Annotated in this window: 20 protein-coding genes; all 20 read right to left on the bottom strand. The window is 68.6% G+C overall.

Annotated features, from left to right (window positions below; genetic code table 11):
• Positions 1 to 1,581, bottom strand: a 1,581-nt coding sequence (locus tag EBS11_RS26070; RefSeq protein ID WP_290608017.1) for a sialidase family protein, incomplete at its 3' end; no start/stop codon positions are given.
• On the bottom strand, positions 1,581 to 2,798 hold the full coding sequence (locus tag EBS11_RS26075; protein ID WP_290608018.1) for a hypothetical protein: 1,218 nt from the start codon (positions 2,796 to 2,798) through the stop codon (positions 1,581 to 1,583). The genes EBS11_RS26070 and EBS11_RS26075, both read right to left, overlap by 1 nt.
• A gap of 1 nt (position 2,799) precedes the next feature.
• Entirely contained in the window at positions 2,800 to 3,549 is a 750-nt protein-coding gene (locus EBS11_RS26080) for a hypothetical protein (protein ID WP_290608019.1), read from the bottom strand.
• Complete coding sequence (locus EBS11_RS26085) at positions 3,542 to 5,542, bottom strand: hypothetical protein (protein ID WP_290608020.1); 2,001 nt, start codon at positions 5,540 to 5,542, stop codon at positions 3,542 to 3,544. Before EBS11_RS26085 ends, EBS11_RS26080 begins: the two co-directional genes overlap by 8 nt.
• Before the next feature lie 53 nt (positions 5,543 to 5,595).
• Positions 5,596 to 7,242, bottom strand: coding sequence for a hypothetical protein (locus EBS11_RS26090; RefSeq protein WP_290608021.1), 1,647 nt, complete (start codon positions 7,240 to 7,242; stop codon positions 5,596 to 5,598).
• Positions 7,235 to 7,798, bottom strand: coding sequence for a hypothetical protein (locus EBS11_RS26095; protein ID WP_290608022.1), 564 nt, complete (start codon positions 7,796 to 7,798; stop codon positions 7,235 to 7,237). The genes EBS11_RS26090 and EBS11_RS26095 overlap by 8 nt, the downstream gene beginning before the upstream one ends.
• Positions 7,798 to 7,944, bottom strand: coding sequence for a hypothetical protein (locus EBS11_RS26100; protein ID WP_290608023.1), 147 nt, complete (start codon positions 7,942 to 7,944; stop codon positions 7,798 to 7,800). Before EBS11_RS26100 ends, EBS11_RS26095 begins: the two co-directional genes overlap by 1 nt.
• A 5-nt stretch (positions 7,945 to 7,949) precedes the next feature.
• Entirely contained in the window at positions 7,950 to 8,342 is a 393-nt protein-coding gene (locus EBS11_RS26105; RefSeq protein WP_290608024.1) for a hypothetical protein, read from the bottom strand.
• Positions 8,343 to 8,362: 20 nt separating this feature from the next.
• Positions 8,363 to 8,869: a hypothetical protein gene (locus EBS11_RS26110; RefSeq protein ID WP_290608025.1), complete on the bottom strand. Its 507-nt coding sequence runs from the start codon at positions 8,867 to 8,869 to the stop codon at positions 8,363 to 8,365.
• A 9-nt stretch (positions 8,870 to 8,878) separates the two neighbouring features.
• Positions 8,879 to 9,346, bottom strand: coding sequence for a hypothetical protein (locus EBS11_RS26115; RefSeq protein WP_290608026.1), 468 nt, complete (start codon positions 9,344 to 9,346; stop codon positions 8,879 to 8,881).
• Positions 9,337 to 10,095, bottom strand: coding sequence for a hypothetical protein (locus EBS11_RS26120; RefSeq protein WP_290608027.1), 759 nt, complete (start codon positions 10,093 to 10,095; stop codon positions 9,337 to 9,339). Before EBS11_RS26120 ends, EBS11_RS26115 begins: the two co-directional genes overlap by 10 nt.
• 3 nt (positions 10,096 to 10,098) lie before the next feature.
• Positions 10,099 to 10,893 (bottom strand): hypothetical protein, encoded by a 795-nt coding sequence (locus EBS11_RS26125; RefSeq protein WP_290608028.1) that lies wholly within the window; start codon positions 10,891 to 10,893, stop codon positions 10,099 to 10,101.
• A 3-nt stretch (positions 10,894 to 10,896) separates the two neighbouring features.
• Positions 10,897 to 11,082: a hypothetical protein gene (locus tag EBS11_RS26130; protein WP_290608029.1), complete on the bottom strand. Its 186-nt coding sequence runs from the start codon at positions 11,080 to 11,082 to the stop codon at positions 10,897 to 10,899.
• A complete protein-coding gene (locus EBS11_RS26135) occupies positions 11,082 to 11,792 on the bottom strand; it encodes a hypothetical protein (RefSeq protein ID WP_290608030.1) in 711 nt (236 codons plus the stop codon). Before EBS11_RS26135 ends, EBS11_RS26130 begins: the two co-directional genes overlap by 1 nt.
• A gap of 94 nt (positions 11,793 to 11,886) precedes the next feature.
• Positions 11,887 to 12,816, bottom strand: coding sequence for a hypothetical protein (locus EBS11_RS26140; RefSeq protein WP_290608031.1), 930 nt, complete (start codon positions 12,814 to 12,816; stop codon positions 11,887 to 11,889).
• Positions 12,817 to 13,022: 206 nt separating this feature from the next.
• Positions 13,023 to 13,583 (bottom strand): hypothetical protein, encoded by a 561-nt coding sequence (locus tag EBS11_RS26145; protein WP_290608032.1) that lies wholly within the window; start codon positions 13,581 to 13,583, stop codon positions 13,023 to 13,025.
• Positions 13,580 to 15,340: a hypothetical protein gene (locus tag EBS11_RS26150; RefSeq protein WP_290608033.1), complete on the bottom strand. Its 1,761-nt coding sequence runs from the start codon at positions 15,338 to 15,340 to the stop codon at positions 13,580 to 13,582. The genes EBS11_RS26145 and EBS11_RS26150 overlap by 4 nt, the downstream gene beginning before the upstream one ends.
• A gap of 67 nt (positions 15,341 to 15,407) precedes the next feature.
• Positions 15,408 to 16,352: a hypothetical protein gene (locus EBS11_RS26155; RefSeq protein ID WP_290608034.1), complete on the bottom strand. Its 945-nt coding sequence runs from the start codon at positions 16,350 to 16,352 to the stop codon at positions 15,408 to 15,410.
• Positions 16,310 to 16,894: a hypothetical protein gene (locus tag EBS11_RS26160; protein ID WP_290608035.1), complete on the bottom strand. Its 585-nt coding sequence runs from the start codon at positions 16,892 to 16,894 to the stop codon at positions 16,310 to 16,312. The genes EBS11_RS26155 and EBS11_RS26160 overlap by 43 nt, the downstream gene beginning before the upstream one ends.
• Positions 16,894 to 17,379, bottom strand: coding sequence for a hypothetical protein (locus tag EBS11_RS26165; protein WP_290608036.1), 486 nt, complete (start codon positions 17,377 to 17,379; stop codon positions 16,894 to 16,896). Before EBS11_RS26165 ends, EBS11_RS26160 begins: the two co-directional genes overlap by 1 nt.
• Between the last annotated feature and the right edge of the window lie 31 nt (positions 17,380 to 17,410).

Consider the following 17,410-nt stretch of genomic DNA (forward strand, 5'->3'; position numbering starts at 1 on the left):
GGTGGCGGCGCCGGCCGAGACGTGCCCCTCCCACAGCAGGCCATCGGCGGCCGGGCTGGTGAGCGTGGGGGTCGTCTCGTAGTACCGGGTGTTGGCTACGGTGGTGACGGTGAGGCCCGAGGCCCCAAGCGTGTCGGTGCCCGCACCGTTTGCGCTCCAGATGGCGCCCAAATCCTGTGGCTTTTCGATTGGAAGCCACGGCACATCCCACCCGGCTACACCCGCACGCCGAGCGGCGGTTGTGTCCTGGGGAAAGCCAACGGTCGACCATCCGCCCAGGTAGGTCGCCAGGAGAGAATCATCGGCGGTCGCGGCGCCAGCGGCCGAGCGGCTGAACAGGACGGCCCGGCCACGCTCGGGAGCGACCGCGATGTCTTTCAGGCGGTCGGTCGAAGCGCCCGACCAGAACGGCAGGGTGCCTTTGGCTGTGTGCGAGCTTGCCCCGTTCTGCGCCCACGTGTCGCCGCCATCGGTCGAGTGACGGACAAAGACCTCGTGACCGGCGGCGTGGTCGCAAGAGTACGCCCACAGGTCGCCGTCATCGTCCACGATGAGCGCGGCCTCGGCGGCGGTGAAGACCCCCGCGGCGTAACTGCCCCACTCCATCGTGTTCCCGGCAACCGCGGCTTGGGTCGGCACCACCGCAGCCGAAGAAAGCGGCTGGGTGGCAGACGACAAGCGGCGGTAACGGCCGACGTAGTCAGACCCCGTGAGCGTCTCGTACTCGACCGTCAGGACGTGAAGGAATCCGCGCGCCGACACGAGGTCGGGACACGCCTTGTTTGCGATGGAGAACGTCTCTACGGCGGTCAGCGTCGAGCCCTCGGTGGTGCTCACGTACTGGTAAATCGTGTCGGTAGCGTCCGACTCCCAGAGGAGCACCGAGATCGCCCCGTTCAGATGCGCCGCCCGGATCCGCTTGTACTTGTCCGTCGCCTTGCTGAGCGGCGTCTCCAGGCAATCCGAGGCCGACACCGTCCAGGTGGCGCCGTTGTCGTCGCTGTAGGCGGCGCGGATCTGGCTGGTCGAGCCGCCCGTGGTCGCCGGAGCGATGTAGAGGCAGACCAGCCGGCCCGACGGGAGCGCGCAGAGACAGGCGGCGGTGTCGTCGCCGGTGTCCTCAACGGTGACCGAGGTCCACAGCCCGGTGCCGCCCTGCGTCCAGACCTGGACGACGTTGAGGTCTTGCACCACCACAACCACCGACCGGCCCGTGCTCGGCACGCGGATCGCGTGCGGGCGGGTGTACTTGTTCGCGGTCGTCGAGCGGTCAACGAACTCGAAGCCGGAGATCATCACCGGCGGATCCCACGAGCAGAGCGACCCTGTGGTGTACTGCCACCGGATCGTTGCGTCCCCTACCCCGCCCTCACGCGCCGTCGCAATCCGAATCTGGTCGAGCTCACCGTCGAGCGTGCCGCTGGTGACGAGTTGCATCCGCGTTGTCCGCTCGGGCACGGCGCCGCCAGGGATCGGGCCGCTCACGAAGTTGCCCGTGGTGGTGATCGTGGCGTTCTTGATCTCGGGCAGCGGCAGCAGGATTCCGCGCCGGTCGCCCTTCGGGTCGCGCTTCGTTCCCATCAGAGCTCCGCGTCGGCGGTGAGGTGGACATGTACGCGGTCGCCGACGGCGCCGGCTGCGTCACCCGTGGAGGTGATGACGACGCCGGTGCTGGTGCTGTTCGCGGTGGCCGAGGCCGTCTGAACGGCGGGCGTTGTGCCGGTCGTGCGGAAAGGCGCGTTTCCGGCACCCTCCGGGTTGTACTGCGTGATCGTCGTGGCCGCCTTGACCAGCGTGGTGGGGTAGCGCCAGACGATGTGTGAGGCGAGGGCGGTGGCCCCGGCTTTGCCGATGATCGACGCGACGGCCCCCGTAGCGGCCCCGACGTTCGTGTTGGGCAGCGTGTCGAGGTCGAAAGTCTTGACGTAGTACCGCTGGACGCGGACAAGTTCACGCTGCGAGTCCATCGGGCTCCAGTCCTGCACCTCGTAGCCGTCGGTCAGCGAGCACTGAGCGAGGCCGAACCCGTTGGTGGCGATCACCTGGTTGTCGGACCAGACCACCACGATCAGGTTCTTGCAGGTGTCGGGGACGTCGCAGACCATGCCGAACCGCTGCCATGTCGTCGTTGCGCTCGCGACGACCGCGTTGGTGGAGGCAGTTGCGTTGTCGGGGGTGACGCCGCTCTTGGGCGCGAGCCACGCGAACGAGGCCGCCAGCGTCGGATCCACGCCGTTCGCCCCAAAGGCACTCCACATGAGGCCGGCGCCGTTCGGGACGCTGTCCACGGTGCCCGACCAGGACATCACGCCGATCTTGAGGCTGATCGGGGTACCGATAATCGCCTTTGCCCAGGTCTGGAACCGAACGGTGCGCCCGCGGAGGTTCATTGCCTCCTGACCCTCGATCACCTGGCAGACGGCGATCTTGCCGGTGCTGGTGATCTTGGTGAACTCCCCCCAAAAGCGGGACTGTAGGCCCGTTTCCTTGGCTCCGGACGTGTCCACGCGCCGGTACTGCGTTGAGGCGTTCTCGTTGCTGATCCCCCACCCGTCCGCGCAAATGATCCGGCCGCCGACGTTGGAGTACGTCGTGAGCGTGCCCGGCGCCTGCCGCTGGGCAAACCACCAGCCGGAGTTGCGGAGGTAGTTGATGTCGGCGTGATCGGAAAGGACGTTGAACACGCCCTTATCGTCGAGGCTGTAGGGCCGGCGGTCGGCGCCCACGCCGTCGATGTTGTAGCCGGCGCCGGGGGTGTTGGCGGTTGCGGCCTGCGTGCGGGTGATTGTGCCGGCCATGTCAGCCTCCTACCACGAGATCGCCCGCGATGGTGAGATCCCCGGTGTCGATGGTGTAGTTTGGTCCGACCGTGCGGCAAGCGTTTGCCGCGATCGTCGATGCAGAGGTAAGCACGGTCGAAAGGTCGGCCGGCGCCGCCCAGACGAGGGCACCGCTCGAGCGCGTGAGCACCTGCCCGTCTGCCGTCGCGGCGATGTCCGCCACGTTGCCGGTGGTCCCGGCCGAGCGGCCGATCACCGACGTGCCGGCGCCCTGGCGTAGATAGCTGTCGGTGATTCCGTTGGCGATGAGGGACAGGGTGCGGTCAGCCGAGAGGTCGCCACCGCCCGACAGTGGAGACAAGGTCAAAATCGAGCGCGCCGTGCCGACTGCGCCCAGGGTGGTCCGAGCGGTCGCGGCGTCGGCGTCGTCGATGAGGGACCGCCCAAACGTGCTGGTGTCGGCGTAGGCGAGGGCCCCGCCACTGCCGAGGACGGCGCTGGCCTTGGCCTGACCGGCGGTCGACCAATCCCAGGTGATCGTGGCGGTGTCGGTGACGACCCGCTCCGCAGAGAGTGAGCCGTTGGCGGTGCGGACGAGGTAGTCGGCGGTCGTGGGGGCGCCTCCACCGCCACCTCCACCGAGCGTCACCACCGAGCCGTCATTCAATCGCGCGGACAACACGCCGGAAACGGAATCGACGTAGGTGTTCGCCATATCCGACGTGGGACGACGCACGGCGGGGACAATGGGAATCAGTACGTCACGCATGGAGTCTACTCATCGAGGAACACCATCCGTATCGCCGTGGTGCCCGTGCTGCGCTCCTCGATGGCCTCGACCGTGCCGAGCAGATTGGATGCCGCCAGGAGGGAGTCCGTGTAGGTGCCGGTGTCGCCGAGGTCGATTCCGGCAAGGTCCGCCTCTGGACCCTCGATGCTCTGCCGCCGCTGGGTGCCTGCGTAGAGCCGTGCGCGCACATCGAGGACGCGCTGAGCGGTGTCGTGGTCGTAGATGAGCCCCGTCTCGAGCTCGTCCTCCTCGAGCGGGTCGCCGCCCTCCTCCCGGCGCCGCTGGTCGTAGGCGCGGCGGCAGGCGGCGTTCTCGGCGGTGCCGAGGTCCTGGATCTGGAGGGTGACCGACGCGGTGGACGTGGACATCCAGGTGATCGTGGTGCCGTCGTCATCGGTGACGGTGGCGGTGCGGTGGCGATGGCGGCAAACCCGGCGGCGGCGTTCAGGGTGGCGGCGAGCGTGCTGGACGTTGTGGCTCCTCCGTCAAACGTCACCGCAATTAGCCTCAACGCGGTGGTGACCGTGACGCCCTCGACGCCGGTGTCGGTGCAAGTCACCGTCCAGCCAACTCCCGCCGAACCGGCCTGAATGAACTGAATCCGCACACCCGCATAGGTGGCCGTGGCGCCGCCTTGGGAGCGGATGACGACGGACGCCTGGTCGCCGCTTTCGACCGCCTTGGGGCCGACGCGGGTGGTGTATCGGTATCGCTTGCTGAGCTGATTCCACCCATACCGAAGCGTGAAGTGATTGGCGGTCGAGTCCGTCTCTTGCATCCGCTCGGCGGGCCAGAGCAGTGGATTGGCGTCGGCGTCCAGGTCGAAGGTCGCGTCCGCAGGACCGCGACCGGGCGCCCAACCAACGACGCGCACGCCGGCCTCACCGTCCACCAGCGACACCGGCAGCAGGGGCAAAAGCTCCTCGCGCAGCCAATCCAACGGCGCCACGGACTCGGCGATCACGGCGTCGATGAAGTAGCAGTTGAGCACCGAGGCCGATCCCGCATCGACAGGGACGCCAGCCCGCTCAAGCAGCCACACGATCACGTCCCCGGCGCCGCGCAGCACTTTGCCGCCCACCAGCATCCCACCGCCGCCCGATTGGGTCAGGGCACAGTGGATGGGCGTTTCGTCCTTGTCGGCCGCGTCCGCGTGGTAGCTCGAGGTGAGCTCCGACGCGCCGCCGATGTAGTAGCCCTGGTCATGGTAGTCCACGACGGTGACGCGCTGGTCGAGCCGGTCGAGCGCCTCGACGGTCGCCGCCGCCTCGTAGTCCCGGTACGTCGTCGTCAGGGTCACGTCGGTGCCGATGGTGTCGGCCTCGGTGCAGATCCGCATGGTCGTCGCATCGAGCGTGCCGAGGCCGGCAACGAGGACCTGATAAAGGTACTGCCTCCGGGCGTAGACCGACTGCCACGCCGGGATGAAGCCGTCCTGACTCCGCGTGTCCCGGCCGGGGTAGCCGATGACGACCGGGTAGCTGATGCCGAGGTCCTCGCCTCGCAGGTACGTCGTGGGCCACGTCGTCGCCGACACCGCTTCCCAGGTCGCCGGGACCTTGGCGCGGGTCCGCTTGAGCCGCCGGAGCACCGAAAAGCGTAGGGCCGCCGACCCTTGCGCGTAGGGCCCATACTCGGCATCGCGCACGGTGCCGGTAAGCAGCACGCGCCGGTCCTCGTAGTCGTCCACTGCGGCCACCCCAGCGCCGTCCACGCGCACGCGCACCTGGGACACCTGGACGCGCGAGCCGTCGAGCCGGTGCCCCTGGCTGGCGAGCGTCGGGACGTCGGCGGGTGCGCGGCACTCCACCGCGATCGAGTCCTCCTCGGCTTGCCGGCTGAACAGGTCGATCGCACGCTGGTAGACCATCGGGTCGCAGGTTCCGACGTAGTGGAGGTCGCCGTTGCTGCTGCCGACATCGAGCTCGTGAGTGGCCATCCGCAGGACGTGACCGCCGTAGGAGAGATCCACCAGCCACGCCAGCGCGTGCCCACGGAGCTCCTCGCGCGTCCAGCGCGACCTGGTCACGCGCGCCGTCCAAGCGGTCGGTCACGCCGCGCGCCGAATAGGGTGGAGAGCGGGGTACGGTCGCGGATGTCGTCGCTGATGAAGCGCCCGAACGCTCGGTGCCCGATCACAGTGTAGGTGCCGCCGCCGCTGCGGTAGTCCGCGGTTGCGTCGGTGGCGCCGGCCTGTCGCTGGAGCTCGGCGGGGTCCTTGGCGGCGGCGAAGTAGTCGCCGGCCGCGAGGTTGACCGCCCCGCCGCCAGTCATCTGCATGACGCCGGGCGTGTCGGCGAAGCTCGGGGGCGGCTGGGCGGCGATGGCGACCTCTTGAGCCACGCCCATCGCGCCGGCGGCGGCCATGAGGACGGCGTTCACAGGCGGGTAGGGGGTGGCGGTGTTGGCCTTGCTGACGGCGAGGATGGTGTTGATGCCGGCCTCGACCATCGCGGCGCCTTTCTGGACGCCGAACCACGCGAGGGCCGCCTGCTGATGCTCGGCTCCGACCGTCTCGGCCATTGTGCCTGCAATGCTGGCGACGGAGCCGGCCATGCTCGCATAGGCGCCGATTACCTGCTCCTGTGCGGCGGCCTGCGCCTCGGCTTCCAGCTTGGCAAGTTCGATCCGCTTCTGCGTCTCCTCCTCGGCCTTTTTGGTGCGCGCCTCCTCGTCAAGCATGGCCGACTTCACCGCAGCGGCGTCCATCTCCTGGCGACCGAGGATGGCATCCCGCTCAACCTGTTCCTGCTTCTTGAGGTTCCACAGCCGCGCCTGATACGCGGCCTCCTTCGCCTCCTTGGCGCTCGTGTCGGCGGCGGTGTTCTTCTTCGTCGCGTCGGTCAGCAGGTCCGTTTCTTGCCGAGCCTGCTTGATCGTATCGTGCTGCTCGACCAGTGCGGCATTCAGCGCATCCTCGCGGGTCTTGTTCTCGCTGATGGTGTTGGACCACCCAGCGACGGCGTCTACCATCCCACCGACGATGGAGTCCTTGTCGATGATCGACAGCCACTGCTCAGCGCTGGCCGTACTCTCCCGCAGGGCCTTGCGCTCCTCGTTCTGGGCGACGGCGAAGTCCGTCATCGCGTCGCGCGCCTTGTTGGCGAGGCGGGCGCTGGCGGCCATCTCCTCGTTCATCTGGCCGGTGGCGAGGGCCACGTCGATCTGAACGTCGCGGAGCTCGCGCTCGGCCGGGATCAGCGACTCGTGGGCGCGCTGCAGGCTGGCCGACGTCTCGGCGGCGCGGGCGATGTCGCCGGTCGTGGCCTGGTAGGCGAGAGCGAGCGCGGCGAGGGCTGCTGCAGTTCCACCCGCCGCCGCGGCGCTGGCACCCGACACGCCGGAGAACACCTCCACCGCGTCCCCGGCGTCGTCCACAAAGCCAGCCAGCGCGGACGCTTCGGACCCGAGCATGCCGAACAGGCCGCGCAGCTTCTTGGCGCCGGAACCCGCCGCTCCGGCCGCGTCTGCGAAGCGCGTTGTCTCGTTGCGAAGGTCCTGGGTCGGCTTCTTGGCGCGTTTTGCCGCCTCCTCGGCCTGCTTGATCTCGCGGGAGAGCTGCGCCGTGAGGTCCTTGGCCGCCTTGCCGCCGATGTCGGGGATGCTGGCGAGCTGGGCCTTGAGCTGGTCGAGGCGGACGGCGATGTCGATGCCGACGACGGGGTTAGCCACGGGCACCTCCGGCCTTGAGCGCGATGGCCTGGCCGAGCTTGGGAATCAGCGCCCGCAGTCGGCGCGTGACCGGGCGGCGGACAAACTCGACCATGAGCTGCTTCCCGTCGCTGGCCTTCGGGTTGCTCTCCACCACGATCCCGTGGTTCTTGAGCTTCTGGCCCGGCGGGCTGTGCTGCGCGCGGCCGGCGTCGAAGTCGGCCTGCTTCGCGGGGCGGATGATCTTGCTCGTTGCCGTTGGCCGGTGGACGAGCGCCGCAACCGGCTTGCCCCGCTCGGTGCGGGTGTCGGTCGAGCCGACGGTGACGCGGACCTCGCCAGCCACCGTGTCGAACGTCGAGACGGCCACGATGTCGCCGCTCTTGCCGGTACGCCGCGTCACGCCGTCGGGGCCGTACCACTCGCGGCGGGCCTGGGCGGCGATAGCCTCGGCCTCGGCTTCGAGGACGGCAAGGCTCTCCGTCTCGGCCGCCGACAGCATCGAGCGCACGAACTGGTCGATCCCGTCGTCGAGCGTGACCGTGACGGCGCCGTTGGTGTAGCGGGTGACCGGCATCAGCGGCCCCGCGGGCGCTGACGTTCGGTGGCCTCGTCCGCCTCAAGCGATTGCAGCGCGAGCAGGTCGATCTGGCGGGACCGCGGGAGCTTGGCGAACCAGTCGAGGTCGCCGCCGCCGTATCGGAGGGACAGCGCGAGGGACACGCGCTCTACCCGACCGCGGCGGCTGGCGAAAAACCCTTGCGCTCCTGCACCTCCGCTTCGCGCGGGAACAGGTCCTCGGACATCGCGACGATCAGCGCGTCCCCGGCGGTTGCGACCTCGGCGAGCGTGGCGCCGTGCTTCTCGCGCAACCAGGAGTAGGCGGCGCCGCCGAAGTTGAGGGGGTCGAACTTCGCGCGCGCGTAGTCGTATCCCGACTCCTTGAGGAGCTTCGGGCAGGACAGGAGGATCGCGGTCGAGCGAACGCGCTGCAGCGCCCCGGCCGCCTTGGCATCGTGCCACGCGAGGACGATCTCCTCGCGGATGGCGAACAGGGGCGGGGGCGTTGCCTCGATGGCCTCCCCCTTGAGCGTGATGGTGATCGTGGTGTCCTTGGCCATGGTGGCGCGCTCCTGCGGGATCAGGTGACGGAGATCGTGCTGGACGGGTTGAAGATCATCCCCTTGATCGTGAACTTGCCGGGGATGCCCTCGGCGAAGCTGATCGAGCAGCGGCACTTGGTGAACGTCACGACGTGGTCCGCCGACAGCCCGTAGTTGGTGGCCTCGACGGTGAACGTCAGCTTCGTGGTCCACGCGTCGGCGTTGCTGCCGAAGGTCGAAACACCCGAAGCAAACGCGCCGGTCTTCATGACAACGTCCCACAGCGTCTTTTCGGTCGCGTCGGAAAAGTCGGTGGCGTGGGCCGAGAAGGTGAAGCTGAGGTCCTGCTCTTCGGTCTTGCGGATGGCGTAGTGCATCCCGCGATCCTTGAGGATCACGGTGCTCATGTAGCCCTCCTCCACCGGGTCGAAGCTGAAATCCCCGTCCTCGTAGGTAACGGTGGCCTTGAGCGGCGTGCCCCCGGTGTTGTCCTCGATGGTGATCACCGCATCGCGCGGGATCATGGGAACGGCGGAAAGGGCCATGCGAAGCTCCTACGAAAGCGGGAGGGGGTGAAGGCACTCGACGTCAAGCCCGCCGAGGAACCACTCCCCGGTCGGCAAGAGGACGAGCTCGGGGATCGCAAGGATCCGCGCGATCTGAAAGCTGCTCGGCCACGTCGCGTCCTGGGCCATCACCCGGACGATCAGCGCCTGCCGGGCATCGAGCGCGGCGTCCTGGCTGGTCTGACTGATCGTCATGCCGGGTGTGTGGCGCGCGTAGAAGCGCAGTCGGGCGGGGGTGTGGAGATGGACGCCGACAGAGGCCTTGTGCCGCCCGTCGATGATCGTGGACTCGCCCAGGCCGACCGCAAAGGCGAGGTGCGCCTTGCTGGCCGGAATGGCGTCGGGCACCGCAGACGGTGAGAAGCTGTCGGCGGGGACGGGCGCCTCCCACCAGCCGGAAATCCCGGCGATGCGGGTGGCGAGCGCCTGGCGCAGCGCGGAGTGGGTCAGGGCCACGAGCGCGTCCCCCGCGGGCCGTTGCTGTACTGTCCGAGCCAGACCACTGGCCGAGCTGCGGCGCGCTGGGTGGCGCTGCTCTGGCCGGTGTCGCTCTCGTCGTACTCAAGCGTGAGAGTGTCGCGCTCCTCGCGCGCCTTGCCGGTGTAGAGATCGGCGAGCCGGGCCCACTTGTTGTTCTCGTCGCCGTCCCCAGCGAGCGACCGGCACACCGTCTCGAGCGCGAGGTAGCGGATCCAGGGCCGCAGCGCCGAGGCGTCCGTGATGAGGTACGGCCGGCGCCCGCGTGCCTCCAGCCAGCCCTGGGCATCCTCCCAGACCGTGTCGATCTGGGTCTGCCAGGTCGTCTGGCCGGTGGGAAAATAGCTGTCGAGGTCGGGGTGCAGCGCGGTCAGGTCGTCGTCGGTGATCGGGCACGTATGACGCACCCGGACGAGCGAGGCCGACGAGCGGACGAGATGCACGTACCCGTCGGGCATTGTGAGCGACCACTCGACGCGCCAGCCGGAGCCAAGCGACTCCGACGACACCGACGCGGCAAGGACGGTGTATGTCGCTTTCGACGACGTGATCGTCACCGAGGCCGCCGAGACGACAGCGGTGTTGGCGGCGTTGTAGACCGACACGGTGCCCGAGGACGGGGCAACGAGCGCCCCGTCTCGGTAGAGGCCCACCGAAAGCGGCGTTGGCCGGTCCCGCTCGATGTACGTGCGGGTGGCGGTGCGGGCGCCGTACTCGGTGTAGGCCATCGACTACAGCCGCGCCCGGCTGATGCCCTGGCCGTGAACGACGATGGAGCGGGCCGCGGTGGTGTTCGTCTCCACGCCGATGTAGGGGATCAGATCGGTGGCGTCGGTGAGCGCGCCCGACTGTGCTACCTTCTCCTCGTTGATGTAGAACTCGGCGACCCGGTCTGACCGGATGACGATCGCGAAGTGGTACCAGGTGGACACCGCCGCCGTCACGCCGGTGTCCGCGGACGTGTCGGTGTTGGCGATGGACGAGATCGCCTGCCACTTGCCAGAGTTGACGCCCGACTGGTAGCGCAAGAACGCCTGATCGTTGTCGGTGGCGACCACGGCGGTGTTGGTGAGCTTGAGGCCCGCCCACAGCGTCGAGGTCGTGATCGCGCTGCCGGTCTTGACCCAGCACTCCCAGATCACGGACTGGTCCGTGCCCCAGGTTGTCTGGGCCCATCCGCTCTGGTTGGCGTCGAGGTGCGGCAGGAGGATCACCTGGTCGCCCGACGTCGTCTTCGTGGTGAGGGTGATCCCGCCCTCCGCGTAGAACGCGGAGCACGTCGAGTCGGCGTTGGTGCCAAGGATCTCGAAGTCGGGATCCGCAATCATGCGGGTGGACTCGGCCAGCGCCTGGATGTCGGCGTTGAGCGACGGCTTGCCGCGCATTCCTGCCATCCAGAACAGCTCATACCGGCTGGACAGCCGGTTGCGGCCGACGAACGAAGGAAGCCCCTGCCCGCTGACGGGCACGATGGCCAGGCCGGGCGCCTGGACGGGAATGCGGTAGGTGTAGGGAGTCACGGCCATGGATCACCTCTTCTCGGTGTCGCAGTCCCGACGGGCGTTGCTGCCGGCCTGTCCGGTGCGCTCACCCTGTTCGTGGACCCGACGGACGGACTGTTCGGCGTGCTGCTCGGCCGACTTCTTGTCGAAGCCGCTCTGCCGCATCCGCTCGACGAGGGTGGAGCGAATTTCGCTGGTGGTCGGCACGGCCATCACGGCGCCCCAACGAAGGCGGTGTCGGGCTTGGACGGCGCGCTCTCGACCTTGGCGAGCTCGGCGCGGATGGCCTCGAGGTCCTTGAGCGCGCGATCGGCCACGTCTTTGTAGGACGGGAAGTCGGCCGAGCGGTTCAACGCGTCGTTGTACCGGCGGTCATACTCGGCCTCCATCGTGCGGAGGACGTAGGGCGCGGGCGGGCTGATGGTCCCGCTCGTGACGAGCCACCGGCACCATTCGACATAGCGGGGCTCGTCGGCCTCGACGCGCGCCGAGCCAGGGTAGACCCGCTCGGTGAAGTGAAGGTGCACGTCGGGACGTCCCTCGGGACGCCACAGGTACGACGAGACGCCGGCCGACGTCGGCACGGCGGTGAAGGGGATCGGGGTCCACCCGGCCTCGCGGGCTCCGGCCTCGGCGGTGGCGATGCGCGCCGGCTTGCCGGGCTCGCCGTCGGCGCCGTTCAACCCGCGGATGTGCTTGATCTTGCCCAGCAGCGGCACGAGCTCGCCGCGCATCACGGTCCACCGCTCGGGGTGGGCCTTGAGCTGGTAGGCGGGGATCGGCTCGACGCGCGTGATCTGATTGGCGACTGTGGGCGAGTCGGGGACGAATGCGGACCCGGCCGAGATGCCGGAGTCGGATACGAAGGTGACCTTCGTCTCCTTCGGCGCGGGCTCGGCGATGTGAGAGGGGGCTTTCGCCATGATGGGTGGTGTCCTTGTGTGAGAGGTCGAGGGGGCGAGGCCGGGGGAAAGGACACCGAACCGGGCACCCGTCCCCCCGACCTGGAGCGGCCGACTACGCGTCGGTGATCAGCGACACACCGCACGCGTTGATACCGAGCGAGACGCCGGCCTCCATGTGGGAGACGTACCCGGTGTACCCGGACGCCCCGGTGCGAACGCGCTCGAAGAGGATCTTGCCGCCGTTCAGGTGGGCCTGGTTGGGGTCGGCCTCGAGCGGGATGACGCCATCGCCCCAGAGGACGGCGCCCGGCCCGAAGATCCCGCCGGCCCGGTCGGCCGCGGCGTTGGCGTTCGGAACGTAGGCGGTCGTGAACACGTCCACGCCGCAGAAGTTGCCCTGCGCGCCGAGACCCTTCATCGCCTTGTCCAGCATGGCCTGCGAGCCGCCGTTCCACTGGACCGCGCCGCCGCTGGCGGTCGCGATGTCCTTGCGGATGTCGCCCCACTGCTGCGGGTGCAGGATGCCGAGGAACGGGCCGATCACCTTCGCGACCTCGAGCGTGGTGATGCAGTCGAGGAAGTTGGCGAAGGTGGCGTCCGCGCCGCTGGTGCCCTGGGTCGCGGTGAAGTCGTCGGTCACGTTCGCCACGAGGGAGAGCAGCGTGGCGGCCTGGGTGACGACGGCGTCCATCGCGAAGAAGTCGATGTTGAGCACGCCGTTCGCGTCGATCATCCGGGCCTGGTCACTGGCCTGGTAGACCTTCGAGTACCGCACGACCGTGATCGTGGAGCTCGCGTCGGTGAGCGCGGTGTTGGTGACCGCGGTGCCTTCCGAGGTGAGCGCTGCAAGGTCGTAGCCCATCAGGCCGACGTGGGGAACCTTGAGCACGTTCGACCCGCGCCCGTTGACGCTGCCGGCGTACATGAGCGCCGGGTGGCTGGGGAGGGCGTTGCGGTCGGCGAGAAGGAGAAGGATCTTGCCGGCGAGGACTTCGGTCGTCGTCTGGTCGCCGAGTCCGCTGATGATGATTTCGTTGGCCATCGTGGGCACCGTCGCCCGCAGCGGGGCGTGTTGAGAGGTTTCATGCTCTCACCACGCTTTTTGTCCGGTTGCGTCCGGGTCGGCTGGTGCGCCGGGGCCCTACGCTTTCGAGCTCTCGCCCTGGAGTCGCGCATCCGATGGGGTCCACGAGAAGCCTACTCGGTCGCCCCCCGCCACGTCAAGGCGCGGTGTATCGTTTCGATACACTACCGACGGCGGGCGGCATTGGAGAGGCGCTCGAACTCCTGCCACTCGGGGCTCCCGGCCGGCGTTCCCATCGCCTTGAGCCGCGCGTTGCGGATGGCGTCGGCGGTCGGCTGGCCACCGGCCTCGGGCTGGCGACCGTTGCCGGTGGGGCGCGGCGGGGCGGCTACCTCGGCCGCTGGCGTGCCCAGGTAACCGGCCAGTGCTTTCGGCGGCGCCTCCTTGATGGACGTCACCCACTCGGTGATTGAGGCGGGCCGCTTGTCGTCGGGGAGTCTGCGGTACAGCGTGCGGGCCACGTCCACCGCCTCGGGGTCGGAAAGGCCGACGCGGACGAGGCCGAGCTCCTCCTCGAGCTCCGAGATCCGGGCGACGTGCTTGGATCCCGCCTCGGCCGCGGTGCGGGTGGTCTGGAGCTCGGCGCGCAACGCCTCGAGCTCCCCGGCGTACGTGTCGCGCTCCTTCTTGATCTTCACGAACTTCCACGCTGGCACGGCGTCATCCGACGTGCGGGTTTCCGGCTGTCCTTCCCCGGCGCCGGGGGCGCCTTCGGCTTCGCTCATGCGTCGTTCTCCGCGTTGTCCTCGGGACCGTCGGCCGGATTGTCCTCCGGCGGCCCGTCGGTGGAATTGTCGTTGACCTCGGGCCCGCCGGTGGGCTGCTCGGCTTCCCCCGCGCCATCCATCGGGTCGGGCGCATCTGGTGTCTCGGCCTCGGCCTCGCGCATCGGCTCGACGATGGCCTCGGCGGCGGGCTCGGGCAGGCCGTATACCGCGATCAGCATGGCCTTTGCGGTGTCGGCCGGGATCTGGCCGGCGGCGGTCGAGGTGATCAGCGCCTGCATGCTCTGTGCTTTGCCGGCGTCGATGGCAACCGTCTGCACCGGCACCTCGAGGCCGGCGGCCTGGCGGGTGGCGGCGATCTGCGCGTCGAGCTGCTCCCGCTCGGTGGATGCGTCCGCGAGCTTGACCAGCGCCTCCACCTCGGTCGTGCCTGGGTAGCGGCGGCGGTACGCGGTGATCGGCCCGATGCGGCCGGCGTCCTGCTCGGTCTGGATCGCCTTGGCCTCAGCGTCGAGCTCGCCGGGTGCCTTGGGAAGCCCCTTGTACGTGATCCGGTAGTCCGCCGCCGTCTCCGGGTAGCGGCTCCCCGTGTGGCGGTTGAGCAGGCACGCGGCCACGCGGAAGACTTGCTGATCGCCGCGGCGGAACTGCGGCTCGTAGACGCTCTGCGCCTCGCGCACCGACTCCCGCGACACCGCCAGCGAGTAGCCGGAGCGCACGTCGGCCTCTTGCCGGGTCACGTCCGCGGGCTGGACGTTCGCGAGCATGTGCAGCCGGCGCTCGTACACCATGATCGAGCGGAGGAGCGCCTCGGGGTCGATGGGGCTCGACCACTGGCCGATCATCGGGGTCGTCGTGCCCTCGGCAACGTCGGCCATGAACACGGTCGCTGGGTCCGCGGTGACCTCGGTGCGCCGGGCGTCCTCGGGGCCGCTGGTACGCTGACCATGGGGGACGATGCCGATCGCGTACCGCTGTGCCCAGGCCGCGTTTTGGACGACGTGCCCGTAGAAGGTCAGGAGCACACACACGTTAAGCGAGCCCTCGACCACCTCGCGGAGCGTGTAGGGGTCGAACAGGCACCCCGTCTCCGCGGCGTGGTAGAGCACGTACGGGAGGATGGCCGCCCCGGTCGCGTCGCGGTAGGGGTACGCCTTGCCGGTGTAGGGGCCGCCGACGATCTCGGTGGTCACGTCCTTTCCGGCCTTGTTGGTGACCGTGTAGTACGGCGTTCCGCGGATGTTGCAGTCGTGGAGGTAGAACTCCCCGCAGTGCTCGACCCACTCGCGAATCCGCACCGGCACCGACGGCCGGCGCGGGTCACACTCGGCCGATACCATGTCGGGGTACACCGGGCGGAACGTGATCGTGCCCGACTCCTCGTCGATGTCGAGGCGGACGCCCATCTCACGCAGGCCGAGCGTATCGCGCTGGACGCGCTGCATGAACGGCCAGAAACCGAGATCGGCGACCATCGACACCAGCGCGGACGAGGCCGGCGGGGCGAGGACGTCGGGCTCCGCGTTGTACATGACGGCGAGCTGTGACCAGAGGCCCAGGTACGCGTTCGCGGTGAGGTCCGGGCGGCCGTAGGCGCGGGCCCGCTCGACGCCCAAACGCTCCTGCAAGAGCCGGAGCACGTCCTGCTCGTGGCAGGAGTAGAGCAGTCGGCGCCGGAGTCGGGTGTGGGTGGCGCGCGCCGCATCGGACGGATCCGGGGGCGCGGGGGTCGTCGCGAGGTCGGAGTTCACGTCCATACCCCGAGCGTATCAAAACGATACACCGAGGTCCACTCCTCGCCCCGCCTTAGGCTACCACACGGCATCAGCGGACCCGAACCGTGACGTTCGCCGCACCGCCGTAGGGGAAAACGTAGGTCTTGAGCGCATACCGCAAGCTGTCGAGGATGTCCTTGTGCGGGTGGTGCTTTGTGTAGTCCCAGGTTTCGAGGCCACGAATCAACGTCTTACACCGCGCGTTCACGTGGAGCGCATCGGAGGCGATCCGCTCGAACACCCACTGACAGGAGGCATCGAAGCTCGCGTGACTGATGACGTTGTCCTTGGCCGACAGGATCTCCGGTCGAAGCGCCGTCTTCGGGATTCCGATCTCGGCAGCGATCGCCTTCATCGTCTCGCTGTTCGACTTCTTTACGAAGACGCTGGTCACCGGGTTGTCGCCGTGCGCGGCGTAGAGGTCGGACCAGCGGAGCCCGTTGCGCGCAAGCATGGCGACCACCTCGCGGGCGAAGTGCTCGTTCGTCGCGTGGCCCTCCATCGCCACCTCGTCGAGCGCGAGGATCCGCTGACGGGTGCGGCCGTTGTCGTCGCGGTAGTCCTGCACCTGGACGAGCGTGCAGCAGTGGCCGATCTCGCGGTCGGCGGCGGCGTAGTCGAAGCCGAGGAGGTGGCGGACGGGACCGAGGCGCGGGTCGATGCGGCCCACGACGACGTGCCGCTTGGGGTCGAAGCAGCGAAAGAACACGCCTTCGGGGCGGCCCTCCCACTCGCCGTCAAGGATGACGGCGGCCCATCGTTCGGGCGTGATCCGGCGCTGCTCGTCGATCCACGCCTGGTCCATCGGGATCGACTGTCCGGTCTGGGGGTCCTCGAGCGTCAAGGGGCGATCGGTGCCGATGGGAATGAGGTTGCGCGCCTCCAGCCGCGCGTGGACCTCGTCGATCGTGCCGGCCTCCACCTCCCTCCGCAGGTAGGTGCAGTCCCAGTTCACTGGGGTGAGGGTAAGCCCCATCTGTCCCCGGCGGCGCATGATGCGCTTCCGGAGCTCGCGGAACACCGTCTCGGTCGTCGGCTCGTCGATGTGAATGTAGCGGACGAGCCCGCCAGCGCCTTGGCGCCCTGGTTGGTCGTGCGAAAACGAACGATTGAGCCGTTGGCGTAGAGCACGGTCGGGTTGTCTTTGCCCCATCCGATGTCGAGCCGGAACCGGTCGCGCGTGTCCTGGGTGAGCGCGTCTCGGCGGGCGAGGCTCCAGAACTTCGTTTGGATCGCCACCGACTGCGACCACGAGGTACAGACCACCCAGATCTCGACCGGGGGCTTTCGAGTGGGGTAATGGGGGTGCGCTCCTCGAGCGCGCCAATCTACCTCCTGCATCGCGCAGGTGGTCTTGCCGATCGCCTGGTTGCCGCCGCGAAGAAGCTTGACTCCGCTCTGAGGATTGAGTCTCAGCCACGCATCCTGGGGCGGCGTCCAGCGGAGCCACGAAGCCAAGTCCTGCTCCACCGCCTCGCGCCAGCACTCGGCCGCATCGAGGAGGTCGTCGTATAGGTCGGCTTCGAGGGCAACCATCAGTTGGTGCTAACCTCGCGGCGGGCGCGGACCTCGGCAAGCAGCTCGTCCACGGCGCGGTCGGGCATGGAGCGGAGGATCTCGATGATCTTCGCGCGCATCACGGCCGGGTCGCGGCGGTTCTTCGCCTCCTCCTCGGCCTTGGCGGCGTTGCGGCGAGCCACAGCCTCTCCACGGGCGCGAAGCAAGTCCTTGGCGGCGACGTGCGAGCCGTCGGCGGTGGCCCGGCGGATCATCAGGTCGAGCTTCGCCACCTCGTCGGGGGCGGCGGCGATGATCGATTCCTCGTGGATGTGCTCGATCTCGCGCCGCACCTCGAGGATCTTGGAGCGGGCCTGGGCAGCGGCGGCGAAAGCCTCGCCAATCGTGGCCGCAGCGGCGAGCGCACGGAGTTCCTTGAGCTCGACCTCGAGCATGGCAAGCCGATCGGCGGGTGTGCCGGTGCGTTTTTGAGTGGTGGATTTACGATTTGTCGATGTTTTCATGAGTGCTCATTTTCGTTTTTTGGATTTCTCG

It is taken from the genome of Janthinobacterium sp., from assembly GCF_009923995.1.
Lineage (GTDB): Bacteria > Pseudomonadota > Gammaproteobacteria > Burkholderiales > Burkholderiaceae_D > Janthinobacterium.